General features: G+C 60.0%; 20 protein-coding genes and 1 pseudogene. 16 read left to right on the top strand and 5 right to left on the bottom strand.

From position 1 onward, the window contains the following. Positions 1-96: 96 nt before the first annotated feature. Both ACA059_RS02140 and ACA059_RS02135 read right to left on the bottom strand, forming a co-directional pair. The gene (locus tag ACA059_RS02140; RefSeq protein ID WP_129439108.1) at positions 97-399 is read right to left on the bottom strand and encodes a cell division protein ZapA; all 303 of its coding nucleotides are present in this window, start codon (positions 397-399) and stop codon (positions 97-99) included. After that, positions 396-626, bottom strand: a complete 231-nt coding sequence (locus ACA059_RS02135; RefSeq protein ID WP_008149645.1) for a hypothetical protein — start codon at positions 624-626, stop codon at positions 396-398. Before ACA059_RS02135 ends, ACA059_RS02140 begins: the two co-directional genes overlap by 4 nt. 209 nt (positions 627-835) lie before the next feature. On the opposite strand from ACA059_RS02135, the pseudogene ACA059_RS02130 reads away from it, so the two are divergent. From ACA059_RS02130 to selO, 5 genes and pseudogenes are all read left to right on the top strand, one after another. Then, positions 836-1,369, top strand: a pseudogene (locus tag ACA059_RS02130) (MCP four helix bundle domain-containing protein); the annotation flags it as partial. A gap of 51 nt (positions 1,370-1,420) precedes the next feature. After that, positions 1,421-2,527 carry a methyl-accepting chemotaxis protein gene (locus tag ACA059_RS02125; protein WP_497634618.1) on the top strand — a complete coding sequence of 369 codons (1,107 nt, stop codon included), beginning with the start codon at positions 1,421-1,423 and terminating at the stop codon, positions 2,525-2,527. Between the two features lie 223 nt (positions 2,528-2,750). Further along, positions 2,751-4,493, top strand: coding sequence for a potassium/proton antiporter (locus ACA059_RS02120; RefSeq protein WP_497632531.1), 1,743 nt, complete (start codon positions 2,751-2,753; stop codon positions 4,491-4,493). Between the two features lie 34 nt (positions 4,494-4,527). Next, positions 4,528-7,878 carry a mechanosensitive channel MscK gene (gene mscK / locus ACA059_RS02115; protein WP_497632530.1) on the top strand — a complete coding sequence of 1,117 codons (3,351 nt, stop codon included), beginning with the start codon at positions 4,528-4,530 and terminating at the stop codon, positions 7,876-7,878. Between the two features lie 48 nt (positions 7,879-7,926). Further along, positions 7,927-9,390, top strand: coding sequence for a protein adenylyltransferase SelO (selO, locus tag ACA059_RS02110; RefSeq protein ID WP_497632529.1), 1,464 nt, complete (start codon positions 7,927-7,929; stop codon positions 9,388-9,390). Between the two features lie 6 nt (positions 9,391-9,396). Here the strand turns inward: selO and ACA059_RS02105 are convergent, their stop codons facing one another. Together ACA059_RS02105 and ACA059_RS02100 are read right to left on the bottom strand one after the other, a co-directional pair. Further along, positions 9,397-9,798, bottom strand: a complete 402-nt coding sequence (locus ACA059_RS02105) for a helix-turn-helix domain-containing protein (RefSeq protein ID WP_497632528.1) — start codon at positions 9,796-9,798, stop codon at positions 9,397-9,399. Then, positions 9,795-10,091 carry a type II toxin-antitoxin system HigB family toxin gene (locus ACA059_RS02100; protein ID WP_497632527.1) on the bottom strand — a complete coding sequence of 99 codons (297 nt, stop codon included), beginning with the start codon at positions 10,089-10,091 and terminating at the stop codon, positions 9,795-9,797. The genes ACA059_RS02105 and ACA059_RS02100 overlap by 4 nt, the downstream gene beginning before the upstream one ends. Positions 10,092-10,286: 195 nt before the next feature. Between ACA059_RS02100 and trxC the strand changes: the two genes are divergently transcribed. Continuing rightward, complete coding sequence (gene trxC / locus ACA059_RS02095) at positions 10,287-10,721, top strand: thioredoxin TrxC (RefSeq protein WP_497632526.1); 435 nt, start codon at positions 10,287-10,289, stop codon at positions 10,719-10,721. Between the two features lie 10 nt (positions 10,722-10,731). Here the strand turns inward: trxC and ACA059_RS02090 are convergent, their stop codons facing one another. Beyond that, positions 10,732-11,502, bottom strand: coding sequence for a ParA family protein (locus ACA059_RS02090; protein ID WP_497632525.1), 771 nt, complete (start codon positions 11,500-11,502; stop codon positions 10,732-10,734). A gap of 354 nt (positions 11,503-11,856) precedes the next feature. Between ACA059_RS02090 and ACA059_RS02085 the strand changes: the two genes are divergently transcribed. The 10 genes from ACA059_RS02085 (at position 11,857) to ACA059_RS02040 (ending at position 19,875) form a co-directional block, all read left to right on the top strand. Continuing rightward, on the top strand, positions 11,857-12,582 hold the full coding sequence (locus ACA059_RS02085) for a beta-ketoacyl synthase chain length factor (protein WP_095127473.1): 726 nt from the start codon (positions 11,857-11,859) through the stop codon (positions 12,580-12,582). Next, positions 12,558-13,367, top strand: coding sequence for a lysophospholipid acyltransferase family protein (locus tag ACA059_RS02080; RefSeq protein WP_497632524.1), 810 nt, complete (start codon positions 12,558-12,560; stop codon positions 13,365-13,367). Before ACA059_RS02085 ends, ACA059_RS02080 begins: the two co-directional genes overlap by 25 nt. Next, positions 13,348-13,608, top strand: coding sequence for a phosphopantetheine-binding protein (locus tag ACA059_RS02075; protein WP_008149626.1), 261 nt, complete (start codon positions 13,348-13,350; stop codon positions 13,606-13,608). Before ACA059_RS02080 ends, ACA059_RS02075 begins: the two co-directional genes overlap by 20 nt. Positions 13,609-13,617: 9 nt before the next feature. Beyond that, positions 13,618-13,872, top strand: a complete 255-nt coding sequence (locus ACA059_RS02070; RefSeq protein ID WP_007992314.1) for an acyl carrier protein — start codon at positions 13,618-13,620, stop codon at positions 13,870-13,872. Beyond that, complete coding sequence (locus ACA059_RS02065; RefSeq protein WP_403138964.1) at positions 13,869-14,414, top strand: COG4648 family protein; 546 nt, start codon at positions 13,869-13,871, stop codon at positions 14,412-14,414. The genes ACA059_RS02070 and ACA059_RS02065 overlap by 4 nt, the downstream gene beginning before the upstream one ends. After that, the gene (locus ACA059_RS02060) at positions 14,411-16,090 is read left to right on the top strand and encodes an ApeI family dehydratase (RefSeq protein ID WP_497632523.1); all 1,680 of its coding nucleotides are present in this window, start codon (positions 14,411-14,413) and stop codon (positions 16,088-16,090) included. The genes ACA059_RS02065 and ACA059_RS02060 overlap by 4 nt, the downstream gene beginning before the upstream one ends. Before the next feature lie 163 nt (positions 16,091-16,253). Beyond that, a complete protein-coding gene (locus tag ACA059_RS02055) occupies positions 16,254-16,988 on the top strand; it encodes a glycosyltransferase family 2 protein (RefSeq protein ID WP_497632522.1) in 735 nt (244 codons plus the stop codon). After that, positions 16,985-17,932 carry a lysophospholipid acyltransferase family protein gene (locus ACA059_RS02050; protein WP_497632521.1) on the top strand — a complete coding sequence of 316 codons (948 nt, stop codon included), beginning with the start codon at positions 16,985-16,987 and terminating at the stop codon, positions 17,930-17,932. The genes ACA059_RS02055 and ACA059_RS02050 overlap by 4 nt, the downstream gene beginning before the upstream one ends. Continuing rightward, a complete protein-coding gene (locus ACA059_RS02045; RefSeq protein WP_497632519.1) occupies positions 17,913-19,457 on the top strand; it encodes an HAL/PAL/TAL family ammonia-lyase in 1,545 nt (514 codons plus the stop codon). The genes ACA059_RS02050 and ACA059_RS02045 overlap by 20 nt, the downstream gene beginning before the upstream one ends. Next, on the top strand, positions 19,450-19,875 hold the full coding sequence (locus ACA059_RS02040) for an acyl-CoA thioesterase (RefSeq protein ID WP_497632518.1): 426 nt from the start codon (positions 19,450-19,452) through the stop codon (positions 19,873-19,875). Before ACA059_RS02045 ends, ACA059_RS02040 begins: the two co-directional genes overlap by 8 nt. The last annotated feature ends 112 nt before the right edge of the window (positions 19,876-19,987 follow it).

The following is a 19,987-nucleotide window of genomic DNA, read 5'->3' as shown; positions in this document are numbered from 1 at the left end:
CACCCCCAAAGAATAAGAGGCTGAAACACTGCAACAGCCGTGCCGATTGTATACAACGCAAACGACAATTTATTCTTTGGTTGTGCGCAAAGCCGATCAGGCCTGATTGATCGTCTTGGAGATCACTTCAACCGTGGCGCTGACTTGCTCTTGGTAACGGTCGAGTTCCTGCTTGTGCTGTTTCTGCATTTCGATCTGCTGGGAGCACAGATTCATTGCCGCCAGCACCAACAAGCGGTCTCCGATCAGGGTCGGGTACTTCTTTTTGGTGTCGGCCAAAGCAGCCTTCAACATTAACGCGGCGTCCAGCAGGGTTTGCTCTTCCCCGGCCGGCGCCTTGATCGAATAGTCCTCCCCCAGGATCGAGACGACTTTTACCCCTGCGGCGCCGTGATTCATGCGCTGACTGGGCCGGCGCTGACGCGCTCAACCAGGGCCTGGATGCGTGCAGCGGTGGCACCTTGTTTCTCTTCCTGTTCCATCAGGCTCAGTTGCAGGCTTTCGTTTTCATCCTTGGCCTGGGCCAGTTCTGCGCTCAGGGTTTGGTTAGTGCCGAGCAGGGTCTGGTTCTGTTGCACCAGGTCGCTGACCAGCTGTTCCAATTGGCTTAGGGATGCTTCCAACATTTTGATTTTCCAAGCATTTTCAAGGGGCGCGTACGATAAAGAAAAGTCACCACGGATGCCAGGGTTATTGGGGCGCAAGGCCTTGATTTTCCTGGCGGGCGACCTTCCTCGCGAACTTTAAAGACTGTGATTGGCGGATCTGGTTCCTGCACTTCGTCGCCGGAGCGGTTGTGCGACAAAAACGCGCAGGGCCTCAAGACTTTAGTCGTATGACCGATAAGTCACCCATACGTCAGTCTCAGCGCCGCACGGATGCGCTCTTTTCGGTAAATACCATGTCCCTTCGTAATATGAATATCGCGCCACGGGCGTTCCTCGGTTTTGCCCTGATTGGCGGTTTGATGCTGGTTTTGGGGGTATTTGCCTTGAACCAGATGAGCAAGATTCGCGGCGCCGGTGAAGACATCGCCTCCATGAGTGTGCCGAGCATCAAGAGCCTCGACGAGTTCACTCAGTTGACCCTGCGTCTGCGAGTGCTGTCCTACCGTTTGCTGGTGAACCGCGAACCGGACGTGCAGCAGAAAACCTTCGAGCTGTTTGACTTGCGTAATCAGCAGATCCGCGACGCTCAACGAGTCTACGAACCGCTGATCGACGGCCCGCAGGAACGCGCTGCTTACGATCAATACGTGCAGTTGCTGGCGCAGTATCGCCAACTCGAAGACAGGATGAAGACGCTGTCGCGCAACAACCAGGTCGACGAACTGCGCACCATGCTCAACAGCGAATTGCTCTCCAACTCCGAAGCAGTCAACTCGGCCCTGGCAAAGTTGCTTGAGATCAACACCCGACAGATCGAAGCAACCGACACGCGTGCCGGTGAGCAGTATTCGACGTCCCTCAATCTGGTTATCACTTTGCTGGTCATCGCCAGTGGCCTGACCCTGCTTTTCGCCTGGTTGCTGACCAACAGCATCACCAAGCCGATCGCCAATGCCCTGAGCGCTGCCGAAGAAATTGCTGAAGGCAACCTGACTCGCCCGATCACCGTAGACGGTGAGGACGAAGCCGGCCGCTTGCTGCTGGCCATGTCGAAGATGCAGGACAAGCTGCGCGACACCCTGCAACGGATTTCCGGTTCCGCCACGCAACTGGCGTCCGCCGCTGAAGAGCTCAACAGTGTCACCGACGAAAGCGCTCGTGGCCTGACCCAGCAGAACAACGAAATCGAACAAGCCGCCACCGCGGTCAACGAAATGACCAGCGCCGTGGAAGAAGTCGCGCGCAATGCCGTCAGCACGTCCGAAGCCTCGAAAAATGCCACCACCTCCGCCGGTGATGGCCGTGACCTGGTGCAGGAAACCGTCAGCGCCATCGAACGCATGAGCGCCGACGTGCAGAGCACCGCGACCCTGATTGGCGACCTGGCCAACGAGTCCCGTGACATCGGCAAAGTGCTGGACGTGATTCGCGGCCTGGCTGACCAGACCAACTTGCTGGCATTGAACGCAGCCATCGAAGCGGCCCGTGCCGGTGAGGCCGGTCGTGGTTTTGCCGTGGTGGCGGACGAGGTTCGTGCACTGGCGCATCGCACCCAGCAGTCGACCAGCGAAATCGAACGCATGATCGGCAGCATCCAGAGCGGAACCGAACACGCGGTGGATTCGATGCGCAACAGCACCGAGCGCGCCGAGTCGACGTTGAACATCGCTCGTGGTGCTGGCATGTCGCTGGACACTATTAACAGTGCGATCGTCGAAATCAACGAACGCAACCTGGTGATCGCCAGCGCTGCCGAAGAGCAGGCGCAAGTAGCCCGTGAAGTGGATCGCAACCTGGTGAACATCCGTGATCTGTCGGTGCAGTCGGCGACCGGGGCTAACCAGACCAGCGCTGCGAGCAATGAGCTGTCGCGGTTGGCGCTGGACCTGAACAACATGGTTGGGCGGTTTAGCCTCTAAACGAAGATCGCATCACTGCCGAAAAGATCGCAGCCTCGTTTCACTCGACAGCTCCTACAGGTTTACGCAGATCCTTTGTAGGAGCTGTCGAGTGAAACGAGGCTGCGATCTTTTGATCTGAAAAAGCTTTTTGACAGCATCACATTTCAACAGGTTAGAATCGCTGGCACGCAGACTGCATGGTCAGTTTGTGCCCGCCTTTCAGCTTTCTGGAGTACTGCCTTTGAATGCGACGACCATCAACAGCCTGTTCTTGATCGGCGCGTTGCTGGTAGGTGCAAGCATTCTGGTGAGCTCACTTTCATCGCGCCTCGGTATCCCGATTCTGGTGATCATCCTCGCGGTGGGCATGTCGGCCGGCGTCGATGGCGCCGGCATTATTTTCGATAACTACCCAACGGCTTATCTGGTCGGCAACCTCGCGCTGGCCGTCATCCTGCTCGACGGCGGCTTGCGCACCCGGGTTTCCAGCTTCCGCGTGGCGTTATGGCCGGCGCTGTCGTTGGCGACGGTCGGGGTGTTGATCACCACCGGGCTGACCGGCATGGCAGCCGCGTGGCTGTTCAACCTGAACCTGATTCAGGGCCTGCTGATCGGCGCTATCGTCGGCTCCACCGACGCCGCGGCGGTGTTCTCGCTGCTCGGCGGCAAAGGCCTGAACGAACGGGTGACCGCCACCCTCGAGATCGAGTCCGGCAGCAACGACCCGATGGCGGTATTCCTCACCGTGACCCTGATCGACATGCTCGCCAGCGGCCAGACTGGTCTGCATTGGAGCCTGCTTGGGCACTTGATGCGTGAGTTCGGTATCGGTGCTGTCATCGGCCTGGGCGGCGGCTGGGTCATGCTGCAACTGGTCAACCGTATCCACTTGGCCACCGGCCTTTATCCGATCCTGGTCATTGCTGGCGGATTGGTCGTGTTTGCCCTGACCAACGCCTTGCACGGCAGCGGCTTTTTGGCGGTGTACCTGTGCGGTCTGGTCATCGGCAACCGCCCGGTGCGCAGCCGCCACGGCATTTTGCACATGCTCGACGGCATGGCCTGGCTGGCGCAAATCGGCATGTTCCTGGTACTGGGGCTGCTGGTGACGCCCCACGACTTGTTGCCGATTGCCCTGCCCGCTCTGGGCCTGGCGCTGTGGATGATTCTGTTTGCGCGGCCGTTGTCGGTGATGGTCGGCCTGCTGCCGTTCAAGGCGTTCCATGGGCGCGAGAAGGCGTTCATTTCCTGGGTCGGGTTACGCGGCGCGGTCCCGATCATTCTCGCGGTGTTCCCGCTGATGGCCGGCCTGCCGAATGCCCAGCTCTACTTCAACCTCGCCTTCTTTATCGTGCTGGTGTCGCTGCTGGTGCAGGGCACGAGCCTGCCGTGGGTGGCGAAGCTTTTGAAAGTGACCGTTCCGCCGGAGCCGGCGCCAATCTCCCGCGCAGCCCTGGAAGTCCACGTCACCAGTGAATGGGAGCTGTTCGTTTATCGCCTCGGTGCCGAGAAATGGTGCATTGGCTCCCCCCTTCGCGAACTGAAAATGCCCGAAGGCACCCGGATTGCAGCACTGTTTCGTGGCCAGCAACTGCTCCATCCGTCGGGTAGTACGGTGCTCGAAGTCGACGATTTGTTGTGCGTAATCGGCCATGAGCACAACCTTCCGGCCCTCGGAAAACTCTTCAGTCAGGCACCGCAACGGGGCCTCGATTTGCGCTTCTTCGGCGACTTCGTACTCGAAGGAGACGCCCAGCTGGCTGCGGTTGCGACACTGTACGGGTTGAAAGTGGAAGGCATCGATCCGGACATGTCGCTCGGCCACTTCATTGCCCATAAAGTGGGCGGTGCACCCGTAGTCGGTGACCAAGTCGAGTGGAACAACACCATTTGGACCGTCGCGGTCATGGAAGGGAACAAGATCGGCAAAGTGGGCGTCAGATTCCCCGAAGGAAGTCGCCCCGGTCCGGGCTTGTTCCTCTAAACTCCACACTTCGTCTCGTTTTCGATCGGTCTCTATGTCAACCCTGCGCACCTTTTTCGTCATGGCCCTGCTGGGCTTGAGTCTTTCTGTCGGTACATTGCAAGCGGCCGAACCGCCGTCCAGCGAAGCCGTGCAGGCAAACCTGAACAAGATCGCCGACCGCAAATTGCCGGAAGCCGATCAGAAAGCCCTGCAGAGCATCCTGCAAAGCACGCTGACACAGCTCAACAACAAGCGTGATTACGAGCAGAAACTCGCCGATATCAAGCAGCAACTGGCCAACGCCCCAAAGCAGAACATCGAGAACCAGCGAGAACTGACCAAGCTCAAAGCCTCCAAAGTGCTGCCAGTACCGCAACGCTATGCCAAAGAGCCTATTCAGCAACTGGAGCAGATGCTCACCGAGCGCTCCACCCAGCAAAGCGATCTGCAGAAAGCCCTGGCTGACGCCAACAGTCTGGTGATTACTGCCCAGACCCGCCCCGAGCGCGCACAGGCCGAAATTTCCACCAGCCAGACACGCATCCAGCAGATCAACAACATCCTCAAGGTCGGCAAGGACGCCGGCAAGACCTTGACCCCTGAGCAACGCGACCTGCTCAACGCCGAACTCGCAGCACTGAACGCCCTGATCCCGTTGCGTCGCCAGGAACTGGCCGGCAACAATCAACTGCAGGACTTAGGCAACAGCCAGCATGACTTGCTCTCGGAAAAATCCGATCGTCTGGATCAGGAAATCCAGGAGCTGCAAACCCTGATCAACCAGAAGCGCCTGGCCCAGTCCCAGGAGACGGTGACGCAGCAATCCATCGAAGCGCAAAAGTCCGGCGGCAGCACCCTGCTGGCTACCGAGAGCGCGGCCAACCTGAAACTTTCGGACTACCTGCTCAAAAGTACTGACCGCCTCAACGAAGTCACCCAGCAGAACCTGCAGACCAAGCAGCAACTGGACAACGTGACCCAGAGCGATTCGGCGCTGGACGAGCAGATCAACGTGCTCAAGGGCAGCCTGTTGCTCTCCAAGATTCTCTACAAACAGAAACAGTCCCTGCCACGTCTCAAGCTCGACCGTGACCTGGCCGACCAGATCGCCGATATTCGCCTCTATCAATTCGAAGTCAGCCAGCAACGGGAACTGCTCAGCAACCCGGCGACCTACGTCGACAACCTGCTGTCGACTCAGCCTCCCGAGCAAGTCACCCCGCAATTGCGCAAGAGCCTGCTGGAACTGGCCACGACCCGCGCCGATCTGCTGGAGCGGCTGAACCGCGAACTCAGCGCGGTGCTCAACGAATCCATCACGTTGCAACTCAATCAGAAGCAACTGCTCAGCACCGCGCAAAGCCTGCGGGCGACCCTCGATGAACAGATGTTCTGGATTCCCAGCAACAAGCCGCTGGACCTGGAATGGATGCGCGCCGTGCCGGAGCGCCTGGAACGTCAGGTCACCACGCTGCCGTGGGCTTCCAGCCTGAGCGAATTAAGTGACGGCCTGACCCAACGGCCGCTGCTGTTCCTGCCCCTGGCACTGTTGATCGGTGCCCTGCTGTGGCGGCGCAAAAGCCTGTATGCCCGACTGAGCAAGGTTCACCAGGACATCGGCCACTTCAAGCGCGACAGCCAGTGGCACACGCCGCAGGCAATCCTGATCAACATTCTGCTGGCGATGCCGGTCTCACTGGGTCTGGCCTTGTGCGGCCTGGCCTTGCAAATCGACGCCCGCGGACAGAACGCGAACATGGGCGCGGCACTGCTGCAAATGGCCCAGGCGTGGCTAGTGTTCTACACCGCTTACCGGGTCCTCGCGCCGGGCGGCGTGGCCGAACTGCATTTCCGCTGGGAAAAACCTCAGGTCGAATTCCTGCAGGGCTGGGTCCGTCGACTCGGGCTGGTGGTCATGGCGTTGGTCGCGGTGGTGGCGGTTGCCGAGCTGCAACCCGCGACCCTGGCCGATGACGTACTCGGCATGCCGGTGGTGTTGACCTGCTACGCGTTGATGGCCTGGCTGCTCAGCCGCCTGCTGATCAGCAGCCCGACTCACCAGAACGCTTCATTGTTCCGCAAGGCCGTGGGGATCATGTTCACCGTCCTGCCTGTGGCGCTGTTCGTGGCGGTGTGCTTTGGCTACTACTACACCGCGCTGAAGCTCAGTGACCGGTTGATCAACACCCTTTACCTGCTGATGTTCTGGCTGGTGATCGAGGCCACCTTCGTGCGCGGCCTCAGCGTTGCGGCACGCCGTCTGGCCTACCAGCGCGCCCTGGCCAAACGCCAGGCCGCGAAAGAGGCCGGTGACGGTGAAGCGGTGATCGAAGAGCCAACGCTGGATATCGAGAAGGTCAACGAACAGTCCCTGCGCCTGATCCGCCTGGCACTGCTTGGCGGTTTCATCGCGGCGTTGTACTGGGTCTGGTCGGACCTGATCTCTGTGTTCTCGTACCTGGATAACGTCACCCTCTACGAATACACCAGCGGCACCGGCGCCAACATGAGCATGGTGCCGATCAGCATTGGCGACATGCTCGGCGCGCTGATCATCATCGGCATCACCTTCGCCCTGGCGCGCAACTTGCCGGGGCTGCTGGAAGTGTTGGTGCTGTCGAAGCTGAACCTGGCTCAGGGCAGTGCCTACGCCACCACCACCTTGCTGTCCTACGTGATCGCTGGCGTCGGCTTCGTCTCGACACTGTCGACACTCGGCGTGAGTTGGGACAAGTTGCAATGGCTGGTGGCCGCGCTGTCGGTGGGTCTCGGCTTCGGGATGCAGGAAATCTTCGCCAACTTCATCTCCGGGATCATGATCCTGTTCGAACGTCCGGTGCGGATCGGCGACACCATCACCATCGGCAACCTATCCGGTACGGTGAGCAAGATCCGTATCCGCGCCACGACCATCACCGACTTCGACCGCAAGGACATCATTGTCCCGAACAAAACGTTCATTACAGGACAACTGATCAATTGGTCCCTGACCGACACCATCACCCGAGTGACCCTCAAGCTCGGTGTCGATTACGGTTCGGACCTGGACCTGGTCAAGGAATTGCTGCTCAAGGCCGCGCGCGATAACCCACGAGTGCTGAAAGACCCGGAACCCCACGTGTACTTCCTGAACTTCGGCGAAAGCACACTCGACCATGAGTTGCGCATGCATGTACGTGACCTCGGTGACCGTAACCCGGTGCTCGATGAGGTCAACCGCTTCATCAATCGCGAGTTCAAGAAACAGCACATCAATATCTCGTTCCGGCAGATGGAGGTTTACCTCAAGAACATCCAGGGTCAGGAATACAGAATGGTGCCCGTCGAGCCGGAAACCAAAACCATCGTACCGCTGGTTGAGGGCAAATCGCCGGAAGTGCCACCACCGGCCAAGCTCGACTAAGCGACTTATCCCTAGCAGAATGGTCGGACATTCTGCTGGAGATGGCCCTTGAAAGCCCTCGACGAACTGACCTTCGATAATCGTTTCGCCCGCCTGGGCGATACGTTTTCCGCCCACGTGCTGCCCGAGCCGATCGACAACCCGCGCCTGGTGGTGGCCAGCCCCGCCGCCATGGCGCTGCTCGATCTCGACCCTTCCGTGGCCGAAACCCCTGAGTTCGCCGAACTGTTCAGCGGCCATAAGCTCTGGGCTGACGCGATCCCGAGGGCGATGGTCTACTCAGGTCATCAGTTCGGCTCCTACAACCCACAGCTGGGCGATGGTCGCGGTCTGTTGCTGGGCGAGGTCTACAACGAGGCCGGCGAGCATTGGGACCTGCACCTCAAGGGTGCCGGCCAGACGCCCTTTTCGCGCATGGGTGATGGGCGGGCGGTGGTGCGGTCCTCGATCCGCGAATTTCTTGCCTCCGAAGCGCTGTATTCCCTGAACATCCCGACCACCCGCGCCCTATGCGTGATCGGCTCCGACACGCCGGTGTGGCGCGAGAAGCAGGAACGCGCGGCCATGGTCCTGCGCATGGCGCCGAGCCATGTGCGTTTCGGGCATTTCGAATATTTCTACTACACCAAACGTCCCGAGAAGCAGAAAGAACTCGGCGACCACGTGCTGGCCATGCATTTCCCGGAATGCCTGGAACAGCCGGAACCGTACCTGGCGATGTTTCGCGAAATCGTCGAGCGCAATGCCGAGCTGATCGCCAAATGGCAGGCTTATGGCTTCTGCCACGGCGTGATGAACACCGACAACATGTCGATCCTCGGCATTACCTTCGACTACGGCCCGTTCGCCTTCCTCGACGACTTCGACGCCCACTTCATCTGCAACCACTCCGATGACCAGGGTCGTTACTCCTTCAGCAACCAGGTGCCGATCGGTCAGTGGAACCTCAGCGCCCTCGCCCAGGCCCTGACGCCTTTTATCAGCGTCGAAGCCCTTCGCGAAACCCTCGGTTTGTACTTCCCGTTGTACCAGGCCCATTACCTGGACCTGATGCGCCGCCGCCTCGGTTTCACCACGGCCGAAGACGATGACCAGAAACTGCTGGAGCACCTGCTGCAACTGATGCAGAACAGTGGCGTCGACTACAGCCTGTTCTTCCGCCGCTTGGGGGAAGAATCACCGGAACTGGCCGTAGCCCGTTTGCGCGATGACTTCGTCGACATCAAAGGCTTCGATGCCTGGGGCGAGCTCTACATCGCCCGGGTGACGCGTGAAGGCGAGGCTGATCAGGAACAACGCTGCAAACGGATGCACGCCGTCAATCCGCTCTACATCTTGCGTAACTACCTGGCGCAGAAAGCCATCGATGCGGCGGAGAGCGGCGACTATGCAGAAGTTCGTCGGTTGCACGCGGTGCTGAGTAATCCGTTCGAGGAGCAACCGGGGATGGAGAGCTACGCGGAGCGGCCGCCGGAGTGGGGCAAGCATCTGGAGATCAGTTGCTCTTCCTGAACCCGGTCAGATAAAGGTTTCCACCGACACTCCGAAGCGCTCGGCCAACCAGCGGATCTGCCGCAGGTTGAGCTGACGCTTGCCGCTCAAGATCTCGGATACCACCGATTGGGTGCCGACGCCGGGCAGCTCGCTTTGGCTCAATCCGTGTTCGCGCATCATGTAGCCGAGAACCTCTGCACCAGAGGCCTCGCGCATGGGGTGATGCTTACGATCCCACTCTGCAATCCAGTCACCGATGATGTCCACCAAGCTCATCAACGGGTGCGACTCATCATCCCCGGTCATCTCAAGCAATTCATCAAGTGCCTGCGCCAAAATGTCATAGTCGTCTTCGTTTTTCGGTTTTCGAAGCAATGGCGAGACGAACTCCCAATGCTCGGCAGCTTTTTTGATCAGAACACTCATGCCCTTCCCTCCTTCCATTTACCGCGGTCATATTCGCGGTGATCCAGCACATGCTTTATATAAAGCTTTTGAGACCGATACCTGACAAAAGCGATCAGCCGCAACTTGTTGCCACCGATGTCGAACACATGAAACTCGCCGACCTTGTCAGTCGCGGGGAAAATCGACTTCATCGCCGCGAAATCTCCCGGGTTACTCCCTTTGGCAAGTCGATACCACTGCTCCAGTACATTGGCTGCCCGCGGCCACTTTTCCTTGGCCTCATGGATTGGTTTTTCGGTGAACACATGCATGCAACATCCTTATCGCATTCTGCTATGGGAGTTAATCACAGATCAAAAATATCGCAAGATGCGATAACTCTGAGCAGACCAACGGTGTCGCTCAGTACGACTCAGCCTAGTTTCATCGCCGGTCGCTGCACGATTGAAAATATGAGTAAACGTCTCCAAATAGAAGTGATCGGCTTCTTTAACAGGATCATCCGCATGACCAACCCACTCCTTATCCCCTGCCCCCACTGCAACGGCCTCAACCGCATCCCCGCCGAGCGCCTCAACGACCATCCAAAATGCGGTCGCTGCAAAGCCGAAGTTCTGCTGAATAAACCCTTTGAGTTGAAGCAAAGCGATTACGCCAGCCAGATCAAAGGTGATCTGCCGTTGTTGGTGGACGTGTGGGCGGATTGGTGTGGGCCGTGCAAGTCGTTTGCGCCGGTGTTCGAGCAGGCGGCGGTGCAATTGGCGGGCAAGTGTCGACTGGCCAAGCTGGACAGCGAGGCAAACCAGCAGTTGTCGGCGCAGCTGGGGATCCGTTCGATCCCGAGCCTGATTCTGTTCAAGAACGGCCGGGAAGTGGCGCGTCAGAGCGGCGCCTTCCCGTTACCGCAGTTGATGAGTTGGTTGCGCAGTCAGGGCATCTGACCCTGAGCGGTCAGGCATTTTCCAGCAGGTTGTGCAGATCGACGAATTGCTGCGTCAGCTTATGACGCGGGTCGAGGTGAATCAGTGGCGTGTTGGCCTGGTGGGATTCACGCATGCGCACCGAGCTGCCCAGGTACACCGGTAATACCGGCAGGCCTTCGGCGATCAGTTCGTCGAGGATTTGCTGGGGCAGACTGGCGCGAGCCTGGAACTGGTTGACGACAATCCCTTCGACTTCCAGCCCTTCGTTGTGGTCGTCCTTCAATTCTTCGATTTCCGCCAACAGGCCGTACAACGCCTGACGCGAAAAGCTGTCGCAATCGAAGGGAATCAGCACACGATCAGCGGCAATCAACGCAGATACCGCGTAAAAGTTCAGCGCTGGCGGAGTATCGAGGTAGATCCGGTCGTAATCGCCGTCCAGCTCCTCGAGCAATTTGCGCAGCTTGTTGATCTTGTGTTTGGCCTCAAGCTTGGGCTGCAAGTCAGCCAGCTCGGCAGTGGCCGTGATGACGTGGAGGTTGTCGAACGGGGTTTCGTAGATATCGACCTGGCTTTTTTTGGAGAACGGTCCGGCAGACAGGGTCTGTTTGAAAAAATCGGCGATCCCCATCGGAATGTCATTACCGGTGAGGCCCGTCAGGTACTGAGTGGAGTTGGCCTGGGCATCGAGATCCACCAAGAGGGTGCGATAGCCCTCGTTGGCGCTGACCGCCGCTAGATTGCAGGCAATGCTGGATTTGCCTACGCCACCTTTCTGATTGAACACCACGCGCCGCATGTCAAAACCCCCGTGTCTCAAAGATTGACCGAGTGTAGTAGTCCACAGCGTTGCTTAGCTACCTCGCTGGCATAGGGACTACACAGTCAGGTGCAATCTCACACTGAAAAAGCCGTGAACTCGTGCACTGCTTGCTGACAGAGCCGGCAGATCGGCCGGCCGAAATGTGGATAATGGCCAAGTGACAGCCATGCACGAACCAACCGGTACATTTCATTGAGCAAAATGTAACCATCATTTGCTACACGCCCGCTGCAACGGGATAATGCGCGCCACTCGGCGCTAAGCGCTACGTAAGGTAGTTCGCGTTTTTTGCGACTCACCGCGTCAAGGAAGCCCGCAGGGGCGGGATGAATGTCTGTGATCAATTTCAACATCGCCCAATGGCGCGCGTGGGCCCCTGGGCTCGAAAGCGTGGACGATTGGCAAGCCTGGAGCCGACAACCGGTCGTGCTTGCGAGCAGCGATGCCGCCCCCGACGTCTCGTTTCTGCCGGCCATGCAGCGCCGGCGACTCAGTCGTCTCGCGCGGATGGCGTTCAGTGTCGGCTGGCCCTTGGCCGATGGCCGCCAGGACCTACCGTTGGTCTTTATTTCTCGCCACGGCGAAACCCCGCGCACTTTCGATATCCTCAGCGATCTGGCTGCCGATCAGCCGCTGTCGCCGACTCAATTCAGCCTGTCCGTGCACAACGCGATCATCGGCCTGTGGTCGATCATGCGCGGCGAAACCAGCGAAATGACGGCCCTCGCTGCAGCCGGCGATGGCCTTGAACACGGCATGCTAGAGGCCGCGGCTTTGCTTTCCGAGGGCGCCCCCGCGGTATTGCTGATCGTCACCGAAGAGCAACCGCCCGAAGCCTACTCGACCTGGATCGACGACGTGCCGTTTCCTTACGCGGTCGGCTTGCTGATCACCCCCGGAAACGACTGGCAGTTGTCCCTGAACAGCGCCTCGGATGAGTTGTCCAAAGCCCAATGGCCCCATGCCCTGAACCTATTGCGTACCCTGCTCGGCCAGCAGACAACCTGCCAACATGCCTGGAAAAATCGTGTATGGACTTGGCAACGCAACCTGTAACCGATAAAAACCGCGACGCCTATTACTGGCGCCTGCTGGCTACCGCCGCAAGTTTCACCCTGTTCGGGTTGGGCGGGCTGTGCCTGCGGCTTGTGGTTTTCCCGCTACTGAACTGCCTGCCCGGCGATGCCCGGACACACCGGCGGCGAGCGCGGCACACCGTCGCCCGTCTGTTCTGGTTTTTTGTGCGATTCATGGCTCGCACCGGCGTGCTGACTTACGACATCCAGGGCGCCGAAAAACTCGGTCGACCGGGGCAAATGATCATTGCCAATCACCCGTCGCTGATCGATGTGGTGTTCCTGATCGGCCTGGTGCGCCACGCCAACTGCGTGGTCAAGAAAAGTCTCTGGGAGAACCCTTTTACCCGTGGCCCGCTGCGCTGCATCGAATACATCAGCAATGACGGCAGCATGGACATGCTCGATGCCGCTGCCGACGCGCTGAAAAGCGGCCAGACCCTGATCATCTTTCCTGAAGGCACCCGCACTCAGCCCGGTCAGGCACCAGCCTTCCATCGGGGTGCTGCGGCAATCGCTCTGCGGGGTGCGAAAATCCTCACCCCGGTGATCATCAAGGTCAGCCCGACCACGTTGACCAAGGCCGAGCCCTGGTATCGGATCCCCAAACGCCGTGTGCACTTCAGTTTCCGTGTCGGGGCCGATATAGACCCACAAGCCTTCGCCTCGCTGGGCCCTGCTCCTCAGGCCTCGCGCAAGCTCAATGACTATTTGCATCATTACTATATTAAGGAGCTCGCCGAAGATGAGCGATCTACACCGTGAAATCAAAGAACTGATCATCGACGCCCTGGGCCTTGAAGACATCAGCGCACAAGACATCGGCGACGACCAGACGCTGTTCGGCGAAGGCTTGGGCCTGGATTCGGTAGACGCTCTGGAACTCGGCCTGGCCATCCAGAAAAAGTACGGCATCAAAATCGACGCCGACGCCAAAGACACCCGCAATCACTTCAGCAACGTGGCGAGCCTTGCGGCGTTCGTCACTGCAAAACAGGCAGCTTGAGACCGGACCATGCAAACTCGTGACGACATCTTCAACACCCTGCGCGATGCTCTGGTCGAACTCTTCGAGCTGGACCCCGAGCGCGTAAGCCTCGAATCCAATCTGTATCAGGACCTGGAAATCGACAGCATTGACGCGGTCGACCTGATCGATCACATCAAACGCCAGACCGGCAAGAAAATCGCGGCCGAAGAGTTCAAATCGGTGCGTACCGTCAGCGACGTGGTCGAGGCGGTCTACCGCCTGGTTCAGCCGGCCGCATGAGCCGACTGATCGGCCTCGGCCTGCTGCTGGCGGGCCTGCTGTACCCCTTCGCGGTGTATTTCGGCATGGAACATTTCGCGCCGTGGCAGTTTGGTCTGCTGCTGGGCAGCCTGTGGCTGGCCCGGGCACTGCTCGGTACGCGCAAGCCCGGCAGTTTGTGGATGGCAGTCACCGCGATTGCTTTTTGCCTGTTGCTGGCGTTGTTCGACAGCCCGCTGCTGTTGCGCTGGTACCCGGTGCTGATCAGCGCGTTCATGCTCGGGCTGTTTGGCCTGAGCTTGATCGTTGGCCCGCCGATCATCGAACGCCTGGCGCGGTTGCGCGAACCGCAACTGCCGGCCAAGGCGATTGTTTATACCCGCCAGGTGACGATCGTCTGGTGCGTGTTTTTTCTCTGTAACGGTTTGCTCGCCGCCGCCCTGACCCTCTGGGCGCCGCTAAGTTGGTGGATGTTGTACACCGGCCTGATTTCCTACGGATTGATGGGCCTGCTGTTTGCCATTGAATGGCTTATACGACAACGGGTACGAGGCCACCCATGAATTGGATAAAACTTGAGCAATTGTTGCTCAAGGCTCAACCGGAACGTGCCGTGACGGCCGAACCGGCACTGAATCACGCTCAGCTGTGCGAACAGGCATTAAGCCTCGCCGCTGGCCTGCAAGCCCAGGGTGTGCGGCGTATTGCCGTGCACCTTGAGGACGCCGCTGACCTGGCGATTGCCCTGCTCGGTGCCTGGCGTGCCGGGGTCAGCGTGCTGCTGCCCGCGGACCTGCAAGCCCAGACTCGCCAGCGCTGGTCGACCGAAGTCGATCTGTGGCTGACCGATCAAGCCGATGACGCACACCTGAGCGATTACCGGCATCCGCCGTTGATGGCCGCCGTGCTGGATCTGGATCGCTGTTCGCTGAGCCTGTGCACGTCCGGCTCCAGTGGCGAACCCAAGCGCATCGACAAAACCCTGCGCCAACTGGCCAATGAAGTCGAAGCGCTGGAGCAGCTCTGGGGCGCCGATCTTGGCGCGGCTTGCATCATCGGCAGCGTCGCCACTCAGCATATTTACGGATTGTTGTTTCGAGTGCTGTGGCCGCTGTGCGCCGAGCGCTCGTTTGTGCGCAAGCAGCTGGCATTCCCTGAAGACCTGCAGCGCGCCAGCCGCGAACACCCGGTGTTCGCCTGGGTCGCCAGCCCGGCGCTGCTCAAGCGCATGGGCGACAACCTCGACTGGCCCGCGTTAAGTGCGGTTCGCCGGGTATTTTCCTCCGGTGGCGCCTTGCCGGCCGAGGCCGCACAAAGCCTTCAGCAACGCCTGCAGCAATGGCCGACAGAAATCCTCGGCAGCTCGGAAACCGGCGGCATCGCCTGGCGTCAGGGCCACGTGCTCTGGCAGCCCTTTGCTGACATCGAGTTGAGCCAGGACAGCGACGGCGCCCTGCTCATCGCTTCGCCGTACTTGCCGCCCGGGCATATCGAACACACCGCAGATGCCGCTCGAATCGCTGCCGACGGCCGATTCGAACTGCTCGGACGGCTGGACCGGATCGTCAAACTGGAAGAAAAACGTATCTCTCTACCAATGCTGGAACAGGCATTAATGGCCCACGACTGGGTCGCCGAAGCGCGTCTTGGCGTGGTTCAGGAAAACCGCGCTTCGTTGGGTGCGCTGCTGGTGCTGACCGAGTCAGGCCTGCATGCCTTGCGCAATCAGGGTCGACGCACCCTCACGCAAGAATTGCGTCAGCACCTGAGCCAGCATTGCGAAGCCCTGGCCTTGCCACGACGCTGGCGCCTGCTGCGGCAACTGCCGCTGAACGCTCAGGGCAAATTGCCGCAGGCCACCGTTGAAGCCCTGCTGCTGGCGCCGCGCCCAAAGGCGCCGGAAGTGCTGGATCAAGTCGAAGTCGATGGCGAGTGGAGCCTGCAACTGGCGGTACCACCCGACCTCGCCTACTTCAGCGGCCACTTCCCTCAGGCGCCGGTATTGCCCGGTGTGGTGCAAGTGGAGTGGGCGCTCACGCTGGGCCAGCAATTGATGGACCTGCCGGCAAAATTCGCTGGCATGGAAGTGCTGAAATTCCAGCAACTGGTACGCCCCGGCGATGAAGTCCAACTGCACCTGCGCTTCGATCCGACGCGCAGCAAGTTGTATTTCACCTATCGCAACGAGACCGCGACCTGCTCCGGTGGGCGGATCTTGCTGGAGGCGGATTGTGGATAAGCCGAGATCCCCTGTATCAGCTGCCGAAGGCTGCGTTCGAGCGCGAAGCGCTCGCATCTGGACCACCACGATTAATCTGAAAGACTTCGCATACCGGTTGACGACTGCTTCGCAGTCGGACGCAGGCTTCGCCAGCTGCTACATGGGCGAGGTGTGAGCCAACATGCATAACCCCTGCGCAATCGTCCCGGTCTACAACCACGAAACCGCCATCACCACAGTGGTTGATGCACTGCTCGCCAGCAGCCTGCCATGCATTCTCGTGGACGACGCCAGCAGCCCGGCCTGCGCAAAGGTGCTCGATCAACTCGCCCTGCGCGACAAGGTGTTCCTGATCCGCCTCGCCGCCAACCAGGGCAAGGGCGCCGCGGTCATGACTGGCATGCGCGAAGCCTCGCGCCTGGGCTTCAGCCATGCCTTGCAGGTGGATGCCGACGGTCAGCATGATCTGCAAGACGTCCAGACTTTCATCGAATGGTCACGCACCCATCCCGAGGCGGTGATCTGCGGCTATCCGCAATACGACGCCAGCGTGCCGAAAGGTCGCTTGTACGCCCGTTACCTGACTCACGTCATGGTCTGGATCAACACCCTGTCGTTGCAGATTCGCGATTCCATGTGCGGCTTCCGTGTCTATCCGTTACCACCGACCCTGGCGCTGATCGATTCGGCGAAGATCGGCAAGCGCATGGACTTCGACTCGGACATTCTCGTACGACTGGCCTGGCGCAATCTCCCCATGCAATGGCTGCAAACCAAAGTCCACTACCCGCTGGATGGCGTCTCGCATTTCCGCCTGTTCCACGACAACGTACTGATTACGAGCATGCACACCCGGTTGTTCTTCGGCATGTTGCTGCGGGCGCCAGTGATTCTCTGGCGACGGTGGCGAGCATGAGCACTGACGCGGATAAAAAGCACTGGGCTGACCGCGAAGAGCGCGGCAGCTTCTGGCTGATGAAATTCACCGCACTCTGCGCCAAAGTGCTGGGCCGGCGGCTGCTGAGCCCGCTGCTGTACGGCATCGTTCTGTACTTTTTCCTGTTCGGTCGCAGCGCTCGTCACAGCGCTTGGCAATACCAGCAACGGCTCGCCGACTGGAGCGGTCGCAATGAATTGCGCCCGACCCATTGGCGAGTCTTCGGCCAGTTCATGGCCTTCGCCGATTCCATGCTCGACAAACTCGACGTATGGAACGGCAAGTTGAGCATCGAACAGATCGAAATCATCGACCCGGCATTGCTGCGCAATCAACTGCGCGGCACCCGCGGGCAGATGCTGGTGGGCGCACATTTGGGCAATCTCGAGGTGTGCCGTGCGCTGGCCGAGATCGGCGAAAAAGTCACGATGAACGTGCTGGTGCATACCAAGCATGCCGAGCAATTCAACCGCTTGCTCGGCGAAGCCGGCGCGACCAATCTGCGGCTGATTCAAGTCAGCGAACTGGACCCGCTGATCATGCTGCAACTCCATGAACGCCTGGAGCGCGGCGAGTGGCTGGCGATTGCCGGCGATCGCGTGCCGCTGCACGGCGGGCGCAGCGTGACGGTGGACTTCCTCGGCCATCAGGCCGCGTTCCCTCAGGGGCCATGGTTGCTGGCCGGTCTGCTGAAATGCCCGATCAACCTGATGCTGTGCCTGAAGAAACCGACGGGCGACTATCGACTGACCCTCGAACCGTTCGCCGAGGCCGTGGCGTGGAAGCGCAGCGACCGCGAGCAGGTCATTCATCAGTGGGCCTCCCGCTATGCCGAACGCTTGGGTCACTATTGCCTTGAAGCGCCCCAACAATGGTTCAACTTTTACCCTTTCTGGAAGACCGATGACGACGCCAACGCTTGAGCCGGTAACCTTCGGCGAACTCCCTTTGCGCATCGAAGACGTGTTGGCCCTGGCCAACCGTCAGGTGCCGACGCAGTTGCAAGGCGACCCTGCGTACCGCGAGCGTATTGCCAAGGGTGCGCGATTCCTGGACTCCCTGCTGGACAAGGAAGGCGTGATCTACGGCGTGACCACCGGCTACGGCGATTCTTGCGTGGTCGCGGTACCGCTGCATCACGTCGAGGCATTACCCCGTCATCTGTACACCTTCCACGGCTGCGGCTTGGGCAAACTGCTCGACGCACAGGCCACTCGTGCGGTGCTGGCGGCGCGTTTGCAGTCGCTGTGCCACGGCGTGTCCGGGGTGCGCGTGGAGCTGCTGGAACGCCTGAAAGCCTTCCTCGAACACGACATTCTGCCGCTGATCCCGGAAGAAGGTTCGGTGGGCGCCAGCGGTGATCTGACGCCACTGTCCTATGTCGCCGCGACGTTGTCCGGCGAGCGCGAAGTGATGTTCCGGGGTGAACGCTGGCAAGCGGCCGACGTGCACCGCGAACTGGGTTGGGAGCCGCTGGTATTGCGCCCCAAAGAAGCCCTCGCCTTGATGAACGGCACTGCCGTCATGACCGGTCTCGCGTGCCTGGCCTATGCCCGCGCCGATTATCTGCTGCAACTGGCCACGCGCATCACCGCGTTGAACGTGGTCGCCCTGCAAGGCAACCCCGAGCACTTCGACGAGCGCCTGTTCGCCACCAAACCGCATCCGGGGCAGATGCAAGTCGCCGCGTGGCTGCGCAAGGATCTGGCGATCGACGCGCCGACCGCACCGCTGCATCGTCTGCAAGACCGCTATTCCCTGCGTTGCGCACCCCACGTCCTCGGCGTATTGGCCGACAGCCTGAACTGGCTGCGCTCGTTCATCGAGATCGAGCTCAACAGCGCCAACGACAACCCGATCATCGACGCCGAAGCCGAGCGCGTGCTGCACGGCGGGCACTTCTACGGCGGCCACATTGCGTTCGCCATGGACAGCCTGAAAAACCTGGTGGCCAACGTCGCCGACCTGCTCGATCGTCAACTCGCCCTGCTGGTGGACGAGCGTTACAACCACGGCTTGCCGAGCAACCTGTCCGGCGCCACCGCTGACCGGGCGATGCTCAACCACGGCTTCAAAGCCGTGCAGATCGGCACCAGTGCCTGGACCGCCGAAGCGCTGAAAAACACCATGCCGGCCAGCGTCTTCTCGCGCTCCACCGAGTGCCACAACCAGGACAAAGTGAGCATGGGCACCATCGCCGCCCGCGATGCGATCCGTGTGCTGGAACTGACCGAACAGGTCGCCGCCGCCACCCTGCTGGCCGCCAACCAAGGCGTCTGGCTGCGCAGCAAGGCCGAGGATGCACGTCCATTGCCGCCAGCCCTGGCCGCCATGCACGAAGCGTTGGCCAAGGACTTCCCGCCGGTCATCGAAGACCGTGCGCTGGAAGGCGAGTTGCGCCTGTGCCTGAAGCGAATTGCCGAGCAACACTGGAGGCTGCATGCGTAGCAAGGGAGTGCTTCACACCGATACGGAAATCCTCGTGCCGTTCTTTGATGTCGACACGATGAACGTCGTCTGGCACGGCCATTACATCAAATACCTGGAAGTCGCCCGCTGTGCGCTGCTGGACAAGATCGGCCACAACTACTCGGCCATGGTCGAGTCGGGCTACGTATGGCCGGTGATCGATCTGCAATTGCGCTATGTGCGCGGCGCCGTGTTCGGCCAAAAGCTCAACGTGCGCGCCAATCTGGTGGAATGGGAGAACCGTCTGAAGATCAGCTACCTGATCAGCGATCTGGAAACCGGCGAACGCTTGACCCGCGCCAGTTCCGTGCAGGTCGCCGTCGACATGAGTAGCCGCGAAATGCAGTTGGCCTCACCCAAGGTCTTCACCGATGCTGTTGAAAGGATGCTCGCATGAACCTGCTGAAAACCCTTTGTAGCAGCTGGCGAAGCCTGCGTCGGCCGGTCCGCGCTCGGGCGCAGCAGTCGCCCTGCATTTCTCCTGATGCACCGCATGTTCAGGTTTTACG

It is taken from the genome of Pseudomonas sp. LBUM1647, assembly GCF_059716175.1.
This window is presented reverse-complemented; position numbering and strand designations above follow the sequence as displayed.